Source organism: Microcella sp., assembly GCF_046296455.1.
Classification (GTDB): Bacteria; Actinomycetota; Actinomycetes; order Actinomycetales; family Microbacteriaceae; genus Microcella.
Genome location: NZ_JBKBLF010000024.1, coordinates 15223 through 35044, shown reverse-complemented (window position 1 = coordinate 35044; position 19822 = coordinate 15223). Strand labels below are relative to the sequence as shown.

Annotated in this window: 20 protein-coding genes; 7 read left to right on the top strand and 13 right to left on the bottom strand. The window is 70.9% G+C overall.

Annotation, left to right across the window (positions count from 1 at the left end):
* Both dhaL and dhaK read right to left on the bottom strand, forming a co-directional pair.
* The coding region (gene dhaL, locus ACK4HH_RS11305) for a dihydroxyacetone kinase subunit DhaL (protein WP_409651862.1) at positions 1-463 on the bottom strand (463 nt) is incomplete at its 3' end.
* 2 nt (positions 464-465) lie between these two features.
* Positions 466-1458: a dihydroxyacetone kinase subunit DhaK gene (gene dhaK / locus ACK4HH_RS11300; protein ID WP_409651859.1), complete on the bottom strand. Its 993-nt coding sequence runs from the start codon at positions 1456-1458 to the stop codon at positions 466-468.
* A gap of 91 nt (positions 1459-1549) precedes the next feature.
* Between dhaK and ACK4HH_RS11295 the strand changes: the two genes are divergently transcribed.
* Together ACK4HH_RS11295 and ACK4HH_RS11290 are read left to right on the top strand one after the other, a co-directional pair.
* Complete coding sequence (locus ACK4HH_RS11295; protein ID WP_409651856.1) at positions 1550-2158, top strand: SRPBCC family protein; 609 nt, start codon at positions 1550-1552, stop codon at positions 2156-2158.
* Positions 2155-2841 carry a DUF4166 domain-containing protein gene (locus ACK4HH_RS11290; RefSeq protein WP_409651854.1) on the top strand — a complete coding sequence of 229 codons (687 nt, stop codon included), beginning with the start codon at positions 2155-2157 and terminating at the stop codon, positions 2839-2841. The genes ACK4HH_RS11295 and ACK4HH_RS11290 overlap by 4 nt, the downstream gene beginning before the upstream one ends.
* A gap of 65 nt (positions 2842-2906) precedes the next feature.
* Here the strand turns inward: ACK4HH_RS11290 and sucD are convergent, their stop codons facing one another.
* The 5 genes from sucD to ACK4HH_RS11265 all read right to left on the bottom strand — a co-directional run bounded on the left by sucD (position 2907) and on the right by ACK4HH_RS11265 (position 9472).
* Positions 2907-3809: a succinate--CoA ligase subunit alpha gene (sucD, locus tag ACK4HH_RS11285; RefSeq protein WP_409651851.1), complete on the bottom strand. Its 903-nt coding sequence runs from the start codon at positions 3807-3809 to the stop codon at positions 2907-2909.
* A 14-nt stretch (positions 3810-3823) separates the two neighbouring features.
* Positions 3824-4987 carry an ADP-forming succinate--CoA ligase subunit beta gene (gene sucC / locus ACK4HH_RS11280; protein WP_409651848.1) on the bottom strand — a complete coding sequence of 388 codons (1164 nt, stop codon included), beginning with the start codon at positions 4985-4987 and terminating at the stop codon, positions 3824-3826.
* A 166-nt stretch (positions 4988-5153) separates the two neighbouring features.
* Entirely contained in the window at positions 5154-6764 is a 1611-nt protein-coding gene (locus ACK4HH_RS11275) for a SpoIIE family protein phosphatase (protein ID WP_409651846.1), read from the bottom strand.
* Entirely contained in the window at positions 6757-7080 is a 324-nt protein-coding gene (locus tag ACK4HH_RS11270; protein WP_409651843.1) for an STAS domain-containing protein, read from the bottom strand. Before ACK4HH_RS11270 ends, ACK4HH_RS11275 begins: the two co-directional genes overlap by 8 nt.
* Before the next feature lie 61 nt (positions 7081-7141).
* The gene (locus tag ACK4HH_RS11265; RefSeq protein WP_409651841.1) at positions 7142-9472 is read right to left on the bottom strand and encodes an ATP-dependent helicase; all 2331 of its coding nucleotides are present in this window, start codon (positions 9470-9472) and stop codon (positions 7142-7144) included.
* Between the two features lie 241 nt (positions 9473-9713).
* On the opposite strand from ACK4HH_RS11265, the gene ACK4HH_RS11260 reads away from it, so the two are divergent.
* Complete coding sequence (locus ACK4HH_RS11260; protein ID WP_409651839.1) at positions 9714-10562, top strand: DUF559 domain-containing protein; 849 nt, start codon at positions 9714-9716, stop codon at positions 10560-10562.
* Positions 10563-10688: 126 nt separating this feature from the next.
* Here ACK4HH_RS11260 and ACK4HH_RS11255 read toward each other — a convergent pair whose 3' ends face one another.
* Positions 10689-11798, bottom strand: coding sequence for a glycerophosphodiester phosphodiesterase family protein (locus ACK4HH_RS11255; protein WP_409651837.1), 1110 nt, complete (start codon positions 11796-11798; stop codon positions 10689-10691).
* Here ACK4HH_RS11255 and ACK4HH_RS11250 point away from each other — a divergent pair.
* From ACK4HH_RS11250 to ACK4HH_RS11240, 3 genes are read left to right on the top strand one after another with little or no spacing between them, the layout of a single operon-like run.
* Positions 11797-12114 carry a DUF4190 domain-containing protein gene (locus ACK4HH_RS11250; protein WP_409651834.1) on the top strand — a complete coding sequence of 106 codons (318 nt, stop codon included), beginning with the start codon at positions 11797-11799 and terminating at the stop codon, positions 12112-12114. The genes ACK4HH_RS11255 and ACK4HH_RS11250 overlap by 2 nt on opposite strands.
* Positions 12111-12635: a hypothetical protein gene (locus ACK4HH_RS11245; protein ID WP_409651832.1), complete on the top strand. Its 525-nt coding sequence runs from the start codon at positions 12111-12113 to the stop codon at positions 12633-12635. Before ACK4HH_RS11250 ends, ACK4HH_RS11245 begins: the two co-directional genes overlap by 4 nt.
* 44 nt (positions 12636-12679) lie before the next feature.
* A complete protein-coding gene (locus tag ACK4HH_RS11240; protein ID WP_409651829.1) occupies positions 12680-13483 on the top strand; it encodes a Bax inhibitor-1/YccA family protein in 804 nt (267 codons plus the stop codon).
* 188 nt (positions 13484-13671) lie between these two features.
* On the opposite strand, the gene guaA is transcribed toward ACK4HH_RS11240, so the two are convergent.
* The 4 genes from guaA to ACK4HH_RS11220 are packed head-to-tail and all read right to left on the bottom strand — an operon-like array spanning position 13672 to position 17617.
* A complete protein-coding gene (guaA, locus tag ACK4HH_RS11235; RefSeq protein WP_409651826.1) occupies positions 13672-15246 on the bottom strand; it encodes a glutamine-hydrolyzing GMP synthase in 1575 nt (524 codons plus the stop codon).
* Complete coding sequence (locus ACK4HH_RS11230; protein ID WP_409651823.1) at positions 15243-15659, bottom strand: DUF3817 domain-containing protein; 417 nt, start codon at positions 15657-15659, stop codon at positions 15243-15245. Before ACK4HH_RS11230 ends, guaA begins: the two co-directional genes overlap by 4 nt.
* Before the next feature lie 4 nt (positions 15660-15663).
* Positions 15664-16461 carry an SURF1 family protein gene (locus ACK4HH_RS11225; RefSeq protein WP_409651820.1) on the bottom strand — a complete coding sequence of 266 codons (798 nt, stop codon included), beginning with the start codon at positions 16459-16461 and terminating at the stop codon, positions 15664-15666.
* A gap of 37 nt (positions 16462-16498) precedes the next feature.
* A complete protein-coding gene (locus ACK4HH_RS11220; protein ID WP_409651867.1) occupies positions 16499-17617 on the bottom strand; it encodes a GuaB3 family IMP dehydrogenase-related protein in 1119 nt (372 codons plus the stop codon).
* Between the two features lie 83 nt (positions 17618-17700).
* Between ACK4HH_RS11220 and ACK4HH_RS11215 the strand changes: the two genes are divergently transcribed.
* Positions 17701-18732 (top strand): Gfo/Idh/MocA family protein, encoded by a 1032-nt coding sequence (locus tag ACK4HH_RS11215; protein WP_409651817.1) that lies wholly within the window; start codon positions 17701-17703, stop codon positions 18730-18732.
* A 71-nt stretch (positions 18733-18803) separates the two neighbouring features.
* On the opposite strand, the gene ACK4HH_RS11210 is transcribed toward ACK4HH_RS11215, so the two are convergent.
* Complete coding sequence (locus tag ACK4HH_RS11210; RefSeq protein ID WP_409651814.1) at positions 18804-19802, bottom strand: hypothetical protein; 999 nt, start codon at positions 19800-19802, stop codon at positions 18804-18806.
* Between the last annotated feature and the right edge of the window lie 20 nt (positions 19803-19822).

Below are 19822 nucleotides of genomic sequence, written 5' to 3'. Positions count from 1 at the left end.
ATGCGGCGGGCGCGAGGGGCGCGCCCGTCGCGACCGCGGCATCCAGGGCATCGATCGCGGGCACGAGCGCATCGAGGAGGGTCTTGTCGCCGAGCTCGGCGCGGCCGCGCTCGCGAACCCCGGTGGCGCCCGCGCGTAGGGCGGCGACGAGCGCCGCACCATCGAGGGCCTCGGCGTCGCCGCACTGGCCTCCCGCGCGCAGCAGCAGGGTGCCGAAGAGCGGGCCGCTCGCCCCGCCGACCGTGCTGACGAGGGTGAGACCCGCGCGCGTGAGCGCTTCGCGCACCGAACCCGGCGGCTGCGCGTCGAGCTGCGAGACGACCGCGGCCATGCCGCGCTGCAGGTTGGCGCCGTGGTCGGCGTCGCCGATCGCGGCGTCGAGCTCGGTCAGGTGGTTCTCGTGCTCGCCGATCGCGGCCGCCCAGCGGCGCAGCCAGTCGGTCGTGGCGTCGAGCGTGAGCACCGTCAGCGCCCCCACCGCAGCGCGGGCGTCTCGACGGGCGAATCCCAGTAGGCCAGCAGCTCGGCGTCGACGGGCAGCACGTTGAGCAGGCACCCGGCCATGTCGAGCGCCGTGATGGTCTCACCCACGAGCGTGCGCATGCGGCGCACACCAACGGCCTCGAGCAGCTCGGCGACGGCGGCGAGCATGCCGTAGAGCTCGACGAGCGGTGTCGCCCCGAGGCCCGAGAGCATGACGATCGCGTCGCCCGCGGGCAGCCCGTCGGCGACGAGCGGGCCCACGAGCCGCTCGGCGAGCTCGGCGACCGGGGCCATCTGCTGGCGTTCGCGCCCGGGCTCGCCGTGGATGCCGACGCCCCACTCGATCTCGTCGTCGCCGAGCTCGAAGGTCGGGGCGCCCGCCGCGGGCACCGTCGCCCCGCTCAGGGCGATGCCCATCGAGCGGCCCGTGGCGGCGATGCGCTCGGCAAGCGCGTGCAGCGTGTCGAGGTCGTGCCCCTGCTCGGCCGCGGCCCCGACGATCTTCTCGAGCATCACGGTCGTGCCGGTGCCGCGCCGGCCCGCCGTGTAGAGCGAGTCGGCGACCGCGACGTCGTCGGCCACGACCACCACCCGCACGTCGATGCGCGCGGCCTGCGCGAGCTCGGCCGCCATCTCGAAGTTCATGACGTCGCCCGTGTAGTTCTTCACGACATGCAGCACGCCGGCCCCGCGCTCGACGGCCAGGGTGGCGGCGTGGATCTGGTCGGGCGTCGGCGAGGTGAACACCTCGCCCGCGACCGCCGCGTCGAGCATCCCGAACCCGACGTAGCCCGTGTGCAGCGGCTCGTGCCCCGACCCGCCGCCGCTGACGATCGCGACCGTGCCGTACTCCTTGGGCTCGGCGCGGTACACGATGCGGCGCTCGTGGTCGACCCGCACGCCGGGGTGGGCGAGCGCGAGCCCGCGCAGGGCGTCGGCGACCACGGTCTCGGGGGTGGAGATGAGCTTCTTCATCGCGCGGTCAGTCTAGGCCGGGGGCCTGCGGGGCTCTTCTGCGGGGCTGTGTGCCGCTCGCGGCACATGCCGCGCGTGGCACACTGACCGGGTGAGCAATCGTTCGATCCGGGTCGAGACGATCATCGCCGCCGACCTCGAGACCGTGTGGCGGCTCACGCAAGACCCTGAGCTGCACGCGCGCTGGGACGCCCGGTTCAGCCGCATCGTGCCGACCGAGCAGGGCGCCGACGGGCTGTGGCGCTTTCGCTACGAACGCCGGATGCTCGTGCGCACCATCCGCGGAACCGGCATCTCGCTCGGCTCACGCGAGGGTGCCGGCGGCACCCGCACCTCGGCGCTGCGCTTCACGACGAACGACCGCCTCTCGCCGCTGCGCGAGGGCCGCGGCTACTGGCGCTACGAGCCCGTCGACGGCGGCGTGCGCTTTATCACCGGCTACGACTACGAGCCCGGCTGGGGCCGTCTGCTCGACGACCTGCTCGTGCGGCGCCTCGTCGCCTGGATGACCGCCTGCAGCTTCGCGCGCCTGCGCCGATGGGCCGAGCACGGCGACGAGCCCGAGCGCTGGCCGCTGCCGCGCATGGCGCTGCCCGGCCGCGGCGACCGGCCTCGGGCCCGCGACTGCTCGTGGAGCATCGGGCGCGCGGGGGCCATGGCCGATGCGCCCGCGACCCTCTCCGACCTGGCGGCGCCATGACCGGCGACAGCATCTTCGCTCGCGCCATGGGCGACGATTTCACCCGGTTGCATCCCCAGCTGCAGCGGCGCTTCGGGGTCGGGCTCGAGGCGGGGTACGCCTGCCGCGGGCGCGGCGTCATGACGCGCATCCGACGGGGGCCGTGGTTCACGGTGCCGTTCCTGCACATCGGGCGCATCCGCAACATCCTGGCGCCGTTCGCCGGCGAGCGGGTGCCGTTCACGGTCGAGAACCACCCCTACCTCGACCCCTTCGGGCGCGAGACGGTGACCTTCGTGCGCACCTTCGACTACCCGAGTAGGCCCGGCCGACCGGGTCGCTTCGACGCCACGATGATTCTCGGTGCCAACGGGCGCATCGTCGACTACCTCGGCACCCACCAGCACCTCGCGGTCGACCTCGAGCTGAGCGCCGAGCCCGACGGCGCGCTGCGGCTGCGATCGGATGCCCAGCGCTTCTACGCCGGGCCACTCGCGTTCCGGTTCCCCATGATGTTCTCGGGCCGCGCCGACCTGCGTGAGTCGTTCGACGACGCCACGGGCGAGTACGTCATCAGGCTCGAGGTGCGCAACCGGGTGTTCGGGTTCCTGTTCGGCTACGAGGGCCGCTTCACGTGCGACTTCCCGCCCGCCACCGAGCCCCCGCCGCACGTGCTGCCCGTGCGGCACGAGCGGCGCGAGTAGCGGGAACGACGACGGCCCCGCATCCCTCGAAGGGAGCGGGGCCGCCGGTGGCTCGGGATGCGGTGCTACAGCCCCGCGATGATCTCGCGCATGAGGGCGGCCGCCTCGCTCGGCGTCTTGCCGACCTTGACGCCCGCGGCCTCGAGGGCCTCCTTCTTGGCCTGCGCCGTGCCCGCCGAACCGCTGACGATCGCGCCGGCGTGGCCCATCGTCTTGCCCTCGGGCGCCGTGAAGCCGGCGACGTAGCCGACGACGGGCTTCGTCACGTTGGCCTTGATGAAGTCGGCCGCGCGCTCTTCGGCGTCGCCGCCGATCTCGCCGATCATGACGATCGCCTTCGTCTCGGGGTCGGCCTCGAACGCGGCGAGCGCGTCGATGTGCGTCGTGCCGATGATGGGGTCGCCGCCGATGCCGATGGCGGTTGAGAAGCCCAGATCGCGCAGCTCGTACATCATCTGGTAGGTCAGCGTGCCCGACTTCGAGACGAGGCCGATGGGGCCCTTGCCCGTGATGTTCGCGGGGGTGATGCCCACGAGCGCCTCGCCCGGCGTGATGATGCCGGGGCAATTCGGGCCGATGATGCGCGTCGCGTTGCCGGTGGCCTGCGCGTGCGCCCAGATCTCGGCGGTGTCGAGCACGGGGATGCCCTCTGTGATGATGACGAGCAGCGGGATGCCCGCGTCGATGGCCTCGAACGCGGCGTCTTTCGAGAACGCGGGCGGCACGAAGGCGATCGAGACGTCGGCGCCCGTGGCGGCCATCGCCTCGGCGACCGTCGCGAAGACGGGCAGCTCGACGCTCGAGCCGTCGGCGGCCGTGTGGCTCACCGTGGTGCCGGCCTTGCGCGCGTTGACGCCGCCGACGACCTGCGTGCCGGCCTTGAGCATGAGGGCGGTGTGCTTGGTGCCCTCACCGCCGGTGATGCCCTGAACGATGACCTTCGAATCTTTGGTCAAGAAGATCGACATGGTGTTCTGTTCCCTTACTTCGCGGCGAGCGCGGCAGCCTTGTCGGCGCCGTCGTCCATGGTCGTGGCGAGCGTGACGAGCGGGTGCGCGGCCGCGGCGAGGATCGCCCGGCCCTCGTCGACCTGGTTGCCGTCGAGGCGCACCACGAGCGGCTTGGTCGCGGCATCGCCGAGCATCTCGAGCGCCGCGACGATGCCGTTGGCGACGGCGACGCACGAGGTGATGCCGCCGAAGACGTTGACGAAGACGCTCTTGACCTGCGGGTCGCCCAGAATCACGTCGAGGCCGGCGGCCATGACCTCGGCCGAGGCTCCACCGCCGATGTCGAGAAAGTTCGCGGGCTTGACGCCGCCGTGGTTCTCGCCCGCGTAGGCGACGACGTCGAGGGTCGACATGACGAGCCCGGCACCGTTGCCGATGACGCCCACCTCGCCGTCGAGCTTGACGTAGTTGAGGTCGTGCTGCTTGGCCTTCGCCTCGAGCGGGTCGGCCGCATCCTTGTCTTCGAGGGCCTCGTGGCCCGGCTGCCGGAACCCGGCGTTCTCGTCGAGGCTCACCTTGCCGTCGAGCGCGACGATGTCGCCCGCACCCGTGAGCACGAGCGGGTTGACCTCGACGAGCGTGGCGTCTTCGGCGACGTAGACGCCGTAGAGCAGCACGAAGACGGGCGCGACCTTCTCGACGAGCTCGGCGGGGAACTTCGCCGCGACCGCGATCTCGCGCGCCTTCTCGAGCGTGATGCCCACGGCCGGGTCGACGGCGACGCGCGCGAGCGCCTCGGGGCGCTCTTCGGCCAGCTGCTCGATCTCCATGCCGCCCTCGTAGCTGCACAGCGCCAGGTAGTTGCGGTTGGCGCGGTCGAGCAGCACCGAGAAGTAGTACTCCTCCTTGATGTCGGCACCCTGGGCGACCATCACGCGCTTGACGACGTGGCCCTTGATGTCGAGGCCCAGGATGTCGCGGGCCGCGGCCTCGGCGTCATCCGCGGTCTTGGCGACCTTGACGCCGCCGGCCTTGCCCCGACCACCGGTCTTGACCTGCGCCTTGACGACCGTCACCCCGCCGATCCGCTCGGCGGCCGCTCGGGCCTCCTCCGCGGTGTCGGCGATGATGCCCTGCAGCACGGGAACACCGTGCTTCTCGAAGAGGTCTCGGGCCTGATACTCGAAAAGATCCACGCTGCTCGTCCCATCCGCGTGCGAAAAGAGAAAGATAAGGGGAAGCGGTCGGCCTCTCGATCGTGAGCTTTCTCACCGGAGAGATTTCTCGATATCGAGACAAATCGCAGTGACTACTGTACCGCTCGCGCGGCCGCCGACTCGACGCGGGATGCGGGGCTGACGGTCACGCCGCGTCGTCGCGCCGCACGATCAGCACCGTCACGTCGTCACCGCTCGCGCCGCGCGCCCGCGCCCGGATGGCATCGATGATCTCCCACGGATCCTGCGCGAGTAGGGCGAGCGTCACGAGGTTGTCGAGCGATCGCAGGGTGCCGTCGTAGAGATCAAGCACGCCGTCGCTCACGACGATGAGGGTGTCTCCCGGATCGAGCTGCACGGTCTGCACGGTCCACTCGGTCTCGATGTCGACGCCCAGGGGCGGCGAGGTCGACCGAAGGCGCTGCGACGAGCCGTCGGCGCGCGCGACGATCGAGAGGCCGTGGCCCGCATCCACGTAGCTCAGCACGCCCGAATCCATGTCGAGGCGCGAGTGGAAGGCCGTGACGAACACGCCCGCGTTGTCGAGGTCGACCGTGAGCGCCGCTGACGCCGCATCCACCGCGCCCGCGACATCGGCAAACCGCGAGGCCGACCGCAGCACGGCGCGCACGGTCGCCGCGATGATCGACGCCGCGATCCCCTTGCCCATCGCGTCGGCGAGCGTGAGCGCGGCCCCCTCGCCGACGGGGTACCAGTCGTAGAAGTCGCCGCCCACCGCGCGGGCGGGAATGCAGACGCCCGCCGTCTTCCACCCCGGCAGGCTCAGCAGCTGCTGCGGCAGCAGGCCCTGCTGCACCTCGGATGCCCGGCTGAGCTCTTGGCTCACCGTCAGCTCTTGCTGCACCCAGCTCGCGAGGTCGCGCAGCATCTCGGTCTCGCGCGCCGAGAAGTGGCGCGGCTGCGAGTCGTAGACGCAGAACGCCCCGATGCGCTCGCCGCCGGGGGCGTAGAGCGGAAACCCGGCATAGAAGTTGATGAGGCCCGGCACCATCTTGTGGGCGTGGGCCGGGTCGGCGCTCAGATCGGGCACCACGAGGGGATCGTCGTGCTGGATCGTCACCGTGCACATCGACTCGTCGCGCGGCATCTCGACGGGCCCGATCCCCGAGACCGACTTCGCCCACTGGCGATCGCCGTCGATGAGGTTGACCGCCGCCGTCTCGACGCCGAACAACTGCCGGGCGAGCCGCGTCACGCGGTCGAAGCGCTCTTCGGGCGGCGTGTCGAGAATGCCCATGTCGTCGAGCGCGCGCTGGCGCGCCATCTCGTCGATGACACCCGCGATCGAGATCGAGGGCATGGCCTTGCGCGGCGGCGCCCCACCGTGGCGTCGGCCGCGCACGACCGTCCAGTGGTTGTACCCCTCCACGCGCCGGTGCTCGACGCTGTCAGAGAGCGCCTGCATGATCGGCAGGCCCCGGCCGCGCTCGGCAAACTGGTCGGGCATCGGCCGGTCGCGCAGATCGACGTGGTCGACCGCGCCCTCATCGGTCGCGGTGGCTTCGATGCGGTCGTCGTAGACGACGACCGAGAGCGTGAAGCTCACCGGGTCGCCGTTGTTCGCGTGCTGCATGACATTGGCCCCGAGCTCGACGATCGAGAGCTCGGCCGCCATGCGATCGGCCGCATCGAGGTACGGGGTCTGGGCCCAGACGGTCGCGAGCAGATCTTGCAGCGTGTCGACCGTGTCGGGCGGGCAGTGCAGCCGAAACGACCGCGAGACGACCTCAGGCATGGGGGAAGGCGGCGCCGACCGAGTCGAAGCTCTGCAGCACCGAGCCCATGTTGGTGAGCTCGAGCACGAGCTGCGCCTGCTCGGCGGGGCGCACGAGGCGCAGATCGCCTCCGGATGCCCGCACGGCCTTGAGCCCCGCGACGAGTGCGCCCAGCCCCGACGAGTCGAGGAACACAACCTGCGAGAGGTCGACCGCGACGTTCGGGTGGTTAGCGTCGACCGCCTGCTCGATGGCCTCGCGCATGCGTGCGGCCGTCACCATGTTGAGGCGCCCACCGACCGTGACCTCGGCGACACCGAAAGGGTGATGCACCACCGTGATGTCCATTGCCCGACCTCCCCGTCGAATCCTGACCCCATTATGGTGCGGGCAGCGCTCACAGCTTTTCGAGTGGCGCGATTTTTATGAGGAGGCGCTTGCGCCCCGCAGTGTCGAACTGCACCTCGGCGATGCTCTTGGGGCCGACGCCCGTCACGGCGCTCACGGTGCCGTCGCCGAAGTCGACGTGGCGGATGCGGTCGCCGACCGCGAGGGTCAAGTCGCCATTGTCGCGCACACTCGCCGTGACGCGGTTGGCCCACTCGGTCTTGGGCTTGCTGGCCGGCAGTGAGGCCGAGTAGCGAAAGCCGTCGCGACCCGTGCCGAGGCTGCGCGTGCTCGAGCGCGCGCCCATGCCGGGCGAGTCGCGCCAGTCGATCAGCTCGGTGGGGATCTCTTGCAGGTACCGGCTCGGGCTCGCCACTTGGGTGTCGCCGAAGGTCGAGCGCGTCATCGCGAGGCTCAGGTGCAGCACCGTGCGCGCCCGCGTGATGCCAACGTAGAACAACCGGCGCTCCTCGGCGGGGCCGCCGGGCTCGGCCGCGCTCATCTGGTGCGGCAGCAGGTTCTCCTCCACCCCCGTGATGAAGACCGCGTCATACTCGAGCCCCTTCGCGGTGTGCAGGGTCATGAGCGAGACAGTGCCGCTCGAGTCGTCGAGGTCGTCGGCCGCGGCGACGAGCGCCACCTCGGTGAGAAAGTCGACGAGCCGCCCTTCGGGGTTGTTCTTCTGAAAGTCGCGGGTCACCGCCACGAGCTCTTCCACGTTCTCGGCGCGCGCTTCGTCTTGCGGGTCGCGGCTCGCGCGCAGGGCCGCGAGGTACCCGGTCGCCTCGATGATGCCCGTGAGCAGATCCGGCACCAGGGCCGTGCTGATCGAGTCGGCGGCGCGGTCGAGGATCGCGGCGAGGTCGAGAATCGCCGTGGTGACTTTGGGGCCGAGACCGAGCGCCGCGGCATCCCGCAGCGCATCGTGCATCGTGCCGCCGAGCTCGTCGGCGTGGTTCGCGAGCGCCGTCTCGGTCGCCGGCCCGATGCCGCGCTTCGGGGTGTTGAGGATGCGCCGCATCGCGAGACCGTCAGCGGGGTTCGCGACCGCGATGAGGTAGGCCATGAGGTCTTTGATCTCGGCGCGCTCGTAGAACTTGGTGCCGCCGAGCACCCGGTAGGGCAGCCCGGCGCGGATGAAGATCTCTTCGAGCGCACGCGTCTGGGCGTTGGTGCGGTAGAACACGGCGATCTGGCTGTAGGGCGTGCCCGCCTCGTGCAGCTTCTGGATCTCGTCGGCGACGAACTGCGCCTCGTCGTGCTGCGTGTAGCCCGTGAAGCCGACGATCTTCTCGCCCGCGCCGACCGCCGTGAAGAGGTTCTTGGCGATGCGGTCGAAGTTGTTGGCGATCACGGCGTTGGCCGCGTCGAGAATGGTCTGGGTCGAGCGGTAGTTCTGCTCGAGCAGCACGACCTCGGCGCCCGTGAAGTCGCGCTCGAACTCGACGATGTTGCGAATATCGGCGCCGCGGAAGGCGTAGATCGACTGGTCTGAGTCGCCGACGACCGTCAGGCTCGCGGCAGGGATGCCGCCGCTCGCGTCGAGCTCGACCCGGGTATCGGCGGGCACGTGCACGGGCTCGACGGGCCGCGTGAGCTCGCGGATGAGCGCGTACTGCGCGTGGTTGGTGTCTTGGTACTCGTCGATGAGGATGTGCCGGAACCGGCGCTGGTAGAGCGCCGCGACCTTCGGGAAAGCGCGGAACAGGTAGACCGTCTGCGCGATGAGGTCGTCGAAGTCGAAGGCGTTCGCGCGCCGCAGCTCGGCCGTGTAGCGCCGGAACAGCTCGAGGAACATGACCTCGGTCGGGTCGTTGGGGTTCAACTGGCGGCTGTAGCCCTCGGCGTCGACGAGCTCGTTCTTGAGCCGCGAGATCTTGCCCGCCACGGCGCTCACCGTGAAGCCCATCGTGTCGGCCTGCATCTCTTTCACGAGCCGCTTGATGAGGGCGCGCGAGTCGGCCGAGTCGTAGATCGTGAAGGCGGCGCCGAAGCCGAACTGCTCGGCCTCGCGCCGCAGGATGCGCACGCAGGCCGAGTGGAACGTCGAGATCCACATGCCCTGCGCGGCCTCGCGCCCCACGAGCAGCTCGACGCGCTCGCGCATCTCGGCCGCGGCCTTGTTGGTGAACGTGATGGCGAGGATCTGGCTCGGCCAGAGCTCGCGGTCGCGGATGAGCCGCGCGACGCGCCGCGTCAGCACCGCGGTCTTGCCCGAGCCCGCGCCCGCGACGATGAGCAGCGCCTGCGATCGGCTGAGCACGGCCGTGCGCTGCTGCGGGTTCAGGCCGTCGAGCAGCGGATCGACGTCGGCGAGAGAGGCGGAGGCGGGGGTGCTCATGACCGCCCCAGTCTAGGTCGCGCCTCTGACGCGACCCGGCTCGAGCATCCCGCGCTTCTCTGCCCAAGTGAAGGAAACCGCCGTCGACAACGGCCGGGTAACGCGAACCGGTGTGAATACGTGGCGGTGTTTCCTTCATTCGGCATCGGGCGGCTCCCTCACAGCGACGGATGCTCGCTCGCGGTCAGCCGAAAACCGTGGTCAGGCACCGCACGGTTCGACGCCGCGCGACCCTGCCACCATGCACGCACTCGACGCGTTGATCGCACGACACGGCGGCGCGATCGCCACCCACGAGCTGCACCAGGCGGGCGTGCCGCGCGGCAGGATCGCTGCAGCTGTTCGAGACGGACACCTGTGGAGGGTGCGGCAGGGCTGGTACGTCTCGCCGGGTACCCGCGCCTCGCTCGTGCGTGCGGTTCGCGTGGGCGGGAGGGCGACGTGTGCAACGGCGCTCGCGTGCGCCGGGGTGTGGACGGTGCATGACGATCGACTCCACGTGCGGGTCGAATCCAACGACTGCCGGTTGCGCTCACCCACCACGTCGTCCGCGCGTTTGAACTCCACCCCGCGCCCGGACGTCGTCGTCCACTGGCGCGCCGCTGCGGCGTCGGAGAACAGACTCCTCTGCGATGTGGCTGATTCGCTCGACGATCTGCGCCAGTGCGCGCCGCGCCTCGACTATCTCGCCGCACTCGAGTCGAGCATCCGGATCTGGCCGGACCTCACTCGCGCCCTGATCGCGCGAGGGCACTCCGATATCGGTTCGCTCGTCGACGGAATCTGCGAGTCAGGGATCGAGACGATGTGCTGGGTACGACTGTTCGCCGGACTCGGCGCCCGGAGGCAAGTGCACATCGACGGTGTCGGGCGCGTCGACTTTCTGGTCGGCGAACGGCTTGTCATCGAGGTTGACGGAGCAAGCTACCACCAGGGCGTGACGCCTTTCGAGGAGGACCGACGACGCGATGCAGAGCTGAGTCGCCGGGGCTTTCGGGTGCTGCGTTTCAGCTACCGACAGATCATGCACGACTGGAAGCTCGTCGAGGCAGCCGTGTGGGCGGCGCTCGCTCGCGGCGATCACCGGTAGTCACTCGCTGAGGTGATCTCGGCGCCACCCAGTCGGCGGCCTGATGCCAAATGAAGGAACGAAGCACACTCAACACCACAACCATGCGGGTCGTGGGCTCGGTCCGTGGCGGTTTCCTTCAATTGGTCAGCCGAGGGCGGCGCGGGCCTCGAGGGCGAGGTCGGGGTGGTCAGCGAACACGCCGTCGAGGCCCGTGCGCATGATGGCCGTGAAAAACGTCATCCAGTCGCCGTGCGCCGCGGCCGCGGTGCCGAGGCGGCACGGCGCGGGAAGGAACCGGTTCTCGGGGCGCAGGGTCCACGTGAAGACGCCGAGCCCTGCGGCGTGGGCGCGGTCGACGAGATCGGATGCCGCGAGCCCGTCGCCGAGCGGGCTCCAGGCCGAGCCCGGGCGGCTGGGGCCCCGCGACTCCGCCCGCACGAGCAGCGCGGTGTCGACGCTGATGCCGTCGATGCCGCAGGCCCGTAGGCGCGCGAGGCCGGCATCCGTCAGATGGCCCGCGTAGGAGAGGGCGGCGGCGCCGTGCCGCGCCACGAGATCGGCGGGGCTGCCCGACTTCTCGAGTAGATAGACGTACTCGGCCGGCAGCCCGCGGTCGCGCAGCTGGTGCAGCACCGACTGCTCGAAGGCCTCGACGATGAGGCGCCCCGGCTGCGCCGCCGACCAGCCGGCGAGCTCGGCCGCGATGAGCTCGTCGAGCGGCAGGCCGATCGAGGCGAAGTAGGTGGCGTGCTTGACCTCGGCGACGAGGCGCACGGGCTGGCCGGTGCCCGGCGCGGGCGGGGCCTCGTCGAGCAGGTGCAGCAGGTCGCGCAGCCGCAGCACCGGGTAGCGCCCGTCGAAGCGCGCCGATGCATCACGCACCTGCGGCAGGCGCTCGCGGGCGCGCAGCGTGCTGAGCTCGGCCCACGTGAGGTCTTCGGTGAACCAGCCCGTCAGGCGCTGGCCGTCGATCTCGCGCGTCGTGCGGCGGGATGCGAACTCGGGCCGCTCGGCCACATCGGTCGTTCCGCTGATCTCGTTCTCGTGGCGCAGCACGAGCTCGCCGTCGCGCGTGGCGACGATGTCGGGCTCGATCGCTTCGGCGCCGAGGGCGAGGGCCAGCCGGTACGCGGCCTCGGTGTGCTCGGGCCGGTAGCCGCTCGCGCCGCGGTGCGCGACGACGAGAGGTCGCGCTGGTCGCTCGGGCGTGTGCTCGGTCACCTCGACCACGGTACGGGATACCGTCGAGGGCATGAGCGACGTGCAGCCCGAGAGCGCGCCCCCCGCACCCGTCGCGCCGACCGAACCGACGTCCCCCGCACCCGTCGCGCCGACCGAGCCCGGCCCTCGGCCCCGCACGAACGCGCTCGCCGTCGCCGCGCTCATCCTCGCTGTGCTGCTCAGCCCCCTCGCCGCCCTCTTCGGGCACATCGCGGCCGTGCAGATCGGCCGGTCGAACGGCCGCGAACGGGGCGCCGTCATCGCGTGGATCGCGGTCGGCCTCGGCTATCTCTGGCTCATCGCGGCGATCGTCGCGGGGGTCGCTGTCGGGCAGCTGCTGGGCCGATGACCACGTGGGTCGAGCCCGCGGCCCAGCTGCCGCTGCGCTGGGGCCGCTACCGCGAGCGCGTCATCGCCGGCCTCGTGCTCATCATTGGCGGCCTCGTGCACCTACAGGCAGCGAGCACCATGCAACTGCTGCCGCTCGCCGTCGGCTCGGCCGCGCACCTGCTCGGCTGGCTCATCTTGCCCGCCACCGCGTGGCGGCGCCTCGTGCCCCTCGTGCCGAGCGGCGCCGTCGTGTGGCTGCTGCTGACCGGGCCGCAGGCCACCTGGACCCTCGCCGTCACGTTCGTCTGCTGGCTCATCGCGCGCCACCGGCCGTGGCGCAGCTACCTCGCCCTCGGGCCGGTGCTGCTCAACGGCGTCGTGGCGACCGCGGCGTTCCGCGAGTACGACCAGATGCCGATCGCGCTCGCGGTGTCGGCCGTCGTGCTCGTGGGCTCGGCGTGGTGGGCGTGGGCGCTCGCGCGGCCCGCGGTGAGCATCCGCAGCCCCGAACCGTCAGCACCGCCCTCAGCCGCGCCTTAGGCACCCGCCAGCACATTCGAGGCGAGATTCCCTACACTTTGCCTATGGCCACTTCCAACCCCGCATTCTCCAACTCCCCCGCCTTCTCGCAGAGTGCGACCAAGGCGGTGCAGTGGACCCAGGAGCCCAGCGCCGAGCAGCTCGACGAGCTCTACGCGCGCTCGTCGGCGACGCCCGACCAGATGGACCGCATGACGTACGAGAACACGATCCAGAAGGTCGTGGGCGCCTTCGCCGTGCTCATGCTGTTCGCCGCCGTCGGCTGGTTCGTGCCGATCCTCATGATCCCCGGCGCGATCGTCGGTTTCGTGCTCGCGCTCGTCAACATCTTCAAGAAGGAGCCGTCGCCCGGCCTGATCCTCGCCTACACGGCGGCGCAGGGCCTCTTCGTCGGCGGCATCTCGATGACGTTCAACGCCGCGTCCGAGGGCATCGTCATCCAGGCGGTGCTCGGCACCTTCGCCGTGATCGGCGTCACGCTCGCCCTGTTCGCGAGCGGCAAGATCCGCGCCTCGAAGCGCGCGACGAAGATCTTCCTCGTCGCGATGATCGGCTACGCGCTCTTCTCGCTCATCAACTTCGGCCTCATGGCGTTCGGGGGCACCGACAGCATGTTCGGTCTCCGCGACACCCCGTTCCTTGGCATGCCGCTCGGCTTCTGGCTCGGCATCCTTGTGATTCTGCTCGCCGCCTACTCGCTCGTGCTCGACTTCGACTCGATCCAGACCGGTGTGCGGCGCGGAGCACCCGCCAAGTACGGCTGGACGGCCGCCTTCGGCATCATGGTCACCGTCATCTGGCTGTACCTCGAGATCCTGCGCCTGCTCGCGATCCTGCGCGGCGACTGATCGATCGCATCATGGATGAGGGCCGCCCTTGGGGGCGGCCCTTTTCCGTTGTGCGGTGGGCGAGTGTTGGCAGGGCCGAGTAACCGCAAAGAGGCGTTCAGGTACTTCGGCGCTCTAGGGATCGCCGCCGGGACGGCGGCTGGAATAGCAGCCCAGCGAGGCCAGAAATGGCCTCGCTAAACGGGCTGCTATTCCCATTCAATCGTTCCCGGCGGCTTGGAGGTGACGTCGAGGACGACGCGGTTGACGCCGGCGACCTCGTTTGTAATGCGGTTCGAGATGCGGGCGAGCACCTCGTAGGGCAGGCGGGTCCAGTCGGCGGTCATCGCATCCTCCGACGACACGGGGCGCAGCACGATCGGATGCCCGTACGTGCGCCCGTCGCCCTGCACGCCCACCGACCGCACGTCGGCGAGCAGCACGACCGGGCACTGCCAGATCTCGGCGTCGAGCCCGGCCGCGGTCAGCTCGGCGCGCACGATCGCGTCGGCCTCGCGCAGCAGATCGAGGCGCTCCTGCGAGACCTCGCCGATGATGCGGATGCCCAGGCCGGGGCCCGGGAAGGGCTGGCGCGCCACGATCGGCTCGGGCAGGCCGAGCTCGCGCCCGATCGCCCGCACCTCATCTTTGAAGAGCGTGCGCAGCGGCTCGACGAGCGCGAACTGCAGGTCGTCGGGCAGCCCGCCCACGTTGTGGTGGCTCTTGATGGTGGCCGTGCCCGAACCGCCGCCCGACTCGACGATGTCGGGGTACAGCGTGCCCTGCACGAGGAACTCGATGGCCCCGCCCGAATCCTGAGCCTCGGCAACCAGGTCGGCTGCGGCCTGCTCGAAGGTGCGGATGAACTCGCGGCCGATGATCTTGCGCTTCGACTCGGGGTCGGTGACACCCGCGAGGGCCGTCATGAACTGCTCGCGAGCATCCACCGTCACGAGACGAATGCCCGTGGCCGCCACGTAGTCTTCTTCGACCTGGCGACGCTCGTCGGCCCGCAGCAAGCCGTGGTCGACGAAGACGCAGACCAACTGGTCGCCGACCGCCTCGTGCACGAGCGCGGCCGCGACGGCGGAGTCGACACCGCCCGAGAGTCCACAAATGACGCGGGCCGAGCCGACCTGCGCGCGAATGCGCTCAACCTGCTCGGCGATGACGTTGCCGCTGTTCCAGTCGGCGGGGATGCCCGCCGCAGTGTGCAAGAAGTTCTCGAGCACGCGCTGGCCAAACTCGGAGTGCTTGACCTCGGGGTGCCACTGCACGCCATACATTTTCTGCTCGTCGCTCGCGAAGGCAGCGACGGGCGTGTCAGCGGTCGAGGCGAGCACCGTGAAGCCCTCGGGGGCGCGGGCGACCGAGTCGCCGTGGCTCATCCACGTCGTCTGGCTCTCGGGCTGGCCGGCGAGCAGCGCGCCGCCGTCGCCGTGCACCGTCATCGCCGTCGCACCGTACTCGCGGCGGCCCGTGCGCGCGACCTCGCCGCCGAGCTGCTGCGCCATCACCTGGAAGCCGTAGCAGATGCCCATCACGGGCACCCCGAGCTGCAGGATTCCCGGGTCGAGGGTCGGCGATCCCGGCTCGTAGACGCTCGAGGGGCCGCCGCTCAGCACGATGCCAGCGGGCTGCTTCTCAGCGACCTCGGCCGCGGTGATCGTGTGCGGCACGATCTCGCTGTAGACGCCGGCCTCGCGCACGCGACGGGCGATCAGCTGCGCGTACTGCGCGCCGAAGTCGACGACGAGCACGGGGCGGTGGGCGGTGTCGCTCATGCGGCGGCCTCCAGGTCAGCGATGATCGCCTCGACGTCGCGCGGCACCCGGCGCTCGAAGAAGAACGAGAGGAACGGGATGATGCCGCCCATGGCGATCCAGACGAACTTCCAGAACGGCCAGCGCAGCAGGCGCCACAGCACGAAGTCGCACGCGAGGTAGAGCACGTAGAGCCAGCCGTGCACGGCGAGCAAGAAGATCGAGACGTTGAAGCCCGTGATGGCGTCGGGATCGGTGAGCGCGAGGCCCCCGGATGCTCCGCCGAACTCGATGTCGACGCCGAAGCCGTAGCGGCACACCATCATGACGACGAGGCCGAGCAAGAAGATGCCCGTGATGATCGACGAGACCTTGTAGACCCTCAGGGTGCGACGGATGAGGGGGATGTCTGCACGCTTCGGGCCGATCGCCATGCTCTCAGTTTAGGGGCGCGGGCTGAGCCGTCTCCGCGGTCGCGGCCGCCGCGATCTTCTCCTGCTCGTCGCGCACGAGCCGCCACCACAGGTAGAGGGCGAAGCCGCCGAAGATGACCCACTCGATCGCGTAGAAGAGGTTGAGCAGGTTGAGCTCGGCCTCGAGCTCGGGCGGCGGCGCGGCGATCGTCGCGAGCCCCGGCGGCGCGGCGTCGAGCACGAGATAGCCCGAGTACACGGGCCCCGGCTCGGCCCACAGGTTGACGAGCTCGGCCACCGCGATCGCCGTGCGCTCGCCCGCCTCGAAGTCGCTGAGCTGCGGCGACTCGCTGGGCACGTAGCGGCCCGTCAGCTCCGCATCCCCCGACGGCAGGTTCGGGATGCCCGCCCCGACCGGCCCGTACCCGACGGCCACGGCGAGGCTCGCGCCGCCCTCGGTCACGAGGTGCCGAATGACCCAGTCGCCCGGCTCGCCCGCGGTACCGGATCCGTCGTCCCCGCTCAGCCGCCCCGTGACGACGAGGTCGTCGCCGGGCATCCACGCGCCGCTCACGGTGACCAGCCGACCGCTCGCGTCGCTCGTCATGACCTGCTGCGGCTCGGCCACCGTGTCGAGCGCCACGGGCGTCTCGGTCTCGCGCTCGTCGACCGCGGCCGAGGCGAGCGAGCGCTCGAGCTGCCACTGCCCGAGGGCCGCGAAGCCCGCGGCGACGCCGATGGCCAGCAGCAGCGCCGCGATCCAGCGCGGGCGCCGGGCGACGCGCCAGAACGGCGGCAGCGGTGCGGGGGCGTCGGTCGCCATCGGCGGGGGTGTCTTTCTGCGCGCGCGGGCGCGAGGCTCAGTGCGCCGAGTAGGGCGCCACGACCACGTCGACCCGCTGGAACTCCTTGACGTCGGAATAGCCCGTCGTCGCCATCGATCGTCGCAGAGCGCCCATGAGATTGACCTGACCGTCGGCCGTCTCGCTCGGCCCGAACAGCAGCTGCTCGAGCGGGGCCAGCTGACCGACGTGCACGCGCTTGCCGCGCGGCAGCTCGGGGTGGTGCGCCTCGGCACCCCAGTGCCACCCGCCGCCCGGAGCATCCGTCGCCCGCGCCAGGGTGCTGCCCAGCATGACGGCGTCGGCGCCCATCGCGACCGCTTTGACGATGTCGCCGCTCGTGCCGAGGCCGCCGTCGGCGATGACGTGCACGTAGCGGCCGCCCGACTCGTCCATGTAGTCGCGGCGCGCTGCGGCGACGTCGCTCACCGCGGTGGCCATCGGGGCGTGGATGCCGAGGCTCAAGCGCGTCGTCGACGCGGCCCCGCCGCCGAAGCCGACGAGCACCCCGGCCGCACCCGTGCGCATGAGGTGCAGCGCGGCGGTGTAGGTCGCGGCGCCGCCCACCATGACGGGAACATCGAGCTCGTAGATGAACTTCTTGAGGTTGAGGGGCTCGCTGCCGTTCGAGACGTGCTCGGCGCTCACGGTCGTGCCGCGGATGACGAAGAGGTCGACCCCGGCGTCGATGACGGCCTGGTGGTGCTCTTGCGTGCGCTGCGGGCTGAGCGCGCCGGCCACGGGCACGCCCGCGGCGCGGATCTCGGCGAGCCGCGCGCCGATGAGCTCGGGCTTGATGGGCTCGGCGTAGATGCGCTGCATCTCGGCCGTCGCGCCGGCCTCGTCGAGCTCGCGGATGCGGGCGAGCTGCGCCTCGGCATCCTCGTACCGCGTCCAGAGACCCTCGAGGTCGAGCACGCCGAGGCCGCCGAGCCGCCCGATGGCGATCGCGGTGGCGGGGCTCACGACCGAGTCCATGGGCGCGGCGATGACGGGCATCGCGAAGGTCAGCGCGTCGATGCTCCAGGCCAGCGACACGACCTCGGGATCGCGCGTGCGCCGACTGGGCACCACCGCGATGTCGTCGAACGAGTACGCCCTGCGCGCCCGCTTGCCTCGGCCGATCTCGATCTCCATCACCGTGCCAGCCTATCGGGCGGGCGCGCGCGGGTAACGTGGCGACCGGCGGTCGAGGCCGACCCCGGCGACAGGAGGGCACCATGACCGGCAGCGCACTGAGCATCGAGCGACCGGGCGAGCGCGGCGTCGAGCCCCTGCGCATCGCGGTCGTCGGCGCCGGCGGCTGGGGCGCCCAGCACGCGCGCGTCGTGACCGAGCGCGTCGACACCGAGCTCGTGGGCGTGGTCGGTCGCGACCCGTCGCGCACCGCCGCCCGGGCGGCCGCGTACGGCACGCGCGGGTACACCTCGATCAGCGGGATGCTCGAGGCCGAGCACCCCGACCTCGTCATGGTGAGCCTGCCGAACGAAGAGCACTTCGCTCCGACCCTCGAACTGCTGCGCGCGGGCGTGCCGCTGCTCGTCGAGAAGCCGCTCGTCTTCGACCTCGCCGAGGCCGACGCGCTGCTCGAGGCCGCGGGCGACACGTTCTTCGGCATCAACTTCAACCACCGCTACGCCGAGCCCGTGCAGCGCGCGCGGGCGGCGCTGCAGGCGGGCGAGCTCGGCGACCTCGTGTTCGCCACGTGGCGCTTCGGCGGCGAGGCCAACCGCGGGCCCTCGCCGCACGCCAACCTCATCGAGACGCAGTGCCACGGCTTCGACATGCTCGAGCACCTGTGCGGGCCGATCAGCTCGGTGGCCGCGCAGATGACCTCCATGACCTACGGGGCCTTCAGCACGGTGGCCATCGCGCTCGAGTTCGCGTCAGGAGCCGTCGGAACCATGCTCGGCTCGTACGACTCGTCGTACGCCTACCCCGACACCCAGCGCGTCGAGCTGAACGGCACCGCGGGGCGCGCGGTCATCCATGACACCGTCAGGGCGCTGACGCTGCAGTCGGTCGGCGACGAGACCGAGCGCGTCTGGCGGCCCGGCTACTTCGACGACGAGGCGCGCTCGTTCGAGCGCACCTTCGACCGGCATCTGGATGCTGTGCTCGCGGCCCTGCGCGCCGGCTCACCGCCGCCCGTACCCGCCTCGGCGGGCCGCCGTGCGCTCGAGCTCGCGCACGCGGTGATCCGCTCGCACGAGACCGGGGCCCGCGTGCCGACCCCGCCCGCGCGCACGTAGCCGCACACACAGGCCGTCGCCGTCGCCCGTCGCACCTCGCAGTTCGCACGGAAAGCGACACGTCGCACGTTTCAAAACGTGCGAGGTGTCGCGAACGGTACGAGGCGTGCGCGCCCTGACCGCCGAGGTACCGCGTCAGCCTCGAGCTTGTGGCGCAGGACGCGCGGATCTCGCAGGTCGTCCCACACGCAGCGGAGCATTCCGTCCCCGCTCGCCCGAACGGCGTCCTCGCGATCTTTCTCCTCGACGACTACCTGTTCGGCGGTGCGGTCGCCTCGGGCTTCACCGGCGCGGTACTTGAGTCGGCCGTCGAACTCACCCGCGAGCCGGATCGACGGCCATCGGAAGTCGGAGCGGAAGCGCCGCCCGTCCGCAAGCCGGTACTCGTGCTGCAGGTCGGGAACCTCGAAGCCGAGCTGGTGGATGAGCACGCGCATCCACGACTCGCCCGGCGACTCCGCGCGCCCGTCGGCGAACGCGAGTGCCCGCTCGAGTCGAGACCTCCCGCGAACCATGCCGAGAGCATCCGCTGCTTCGCGGATCTCGTCGATGCTCGTTCCCGACTCCCCGGGTCGGCACCGAATCCTGATGGCCCAGTCGATCGCCGCAACGCTCCGCGCGAAGGACGACCGGGTACTGAGCTCGACGATCGTCCGCGGCAGATCGGTCACGACGGCGCCGCGATGCTCGACGACCCGGTACTCATCATCGGCGGTGGCCCAGTAGCGCAGATCGGAGGTCCGTCGGGTGGCGCGGTCGTCCCACCCGAGCGCGTCGACGACCGGAAGGAACTCGTCCTCTAGGACGGGCACGCCCCAGACCCGTGCTGCAGAGATGCCGCAGAGCGGTTGCCGCACGCGCCCGCGAGTGGCGGCGGCGACAGCGCGCAGCAATTCGAGATCCCAGGGCTTCAGCTTCTCGACCACCGCGCGAGGAATGTAGATGCCGCGTACGAGTCGCACGACCTCGCCACGCGCCGTCGCCCGGTGCAGCGACCGCGCGAGGGATGGGTCGCCGACCTCGGCGACGACGATGGCGTGCGCGAGGGCACTGGTGATGATGTCGGTCATGCCGCGACCTTGGCCGAGTT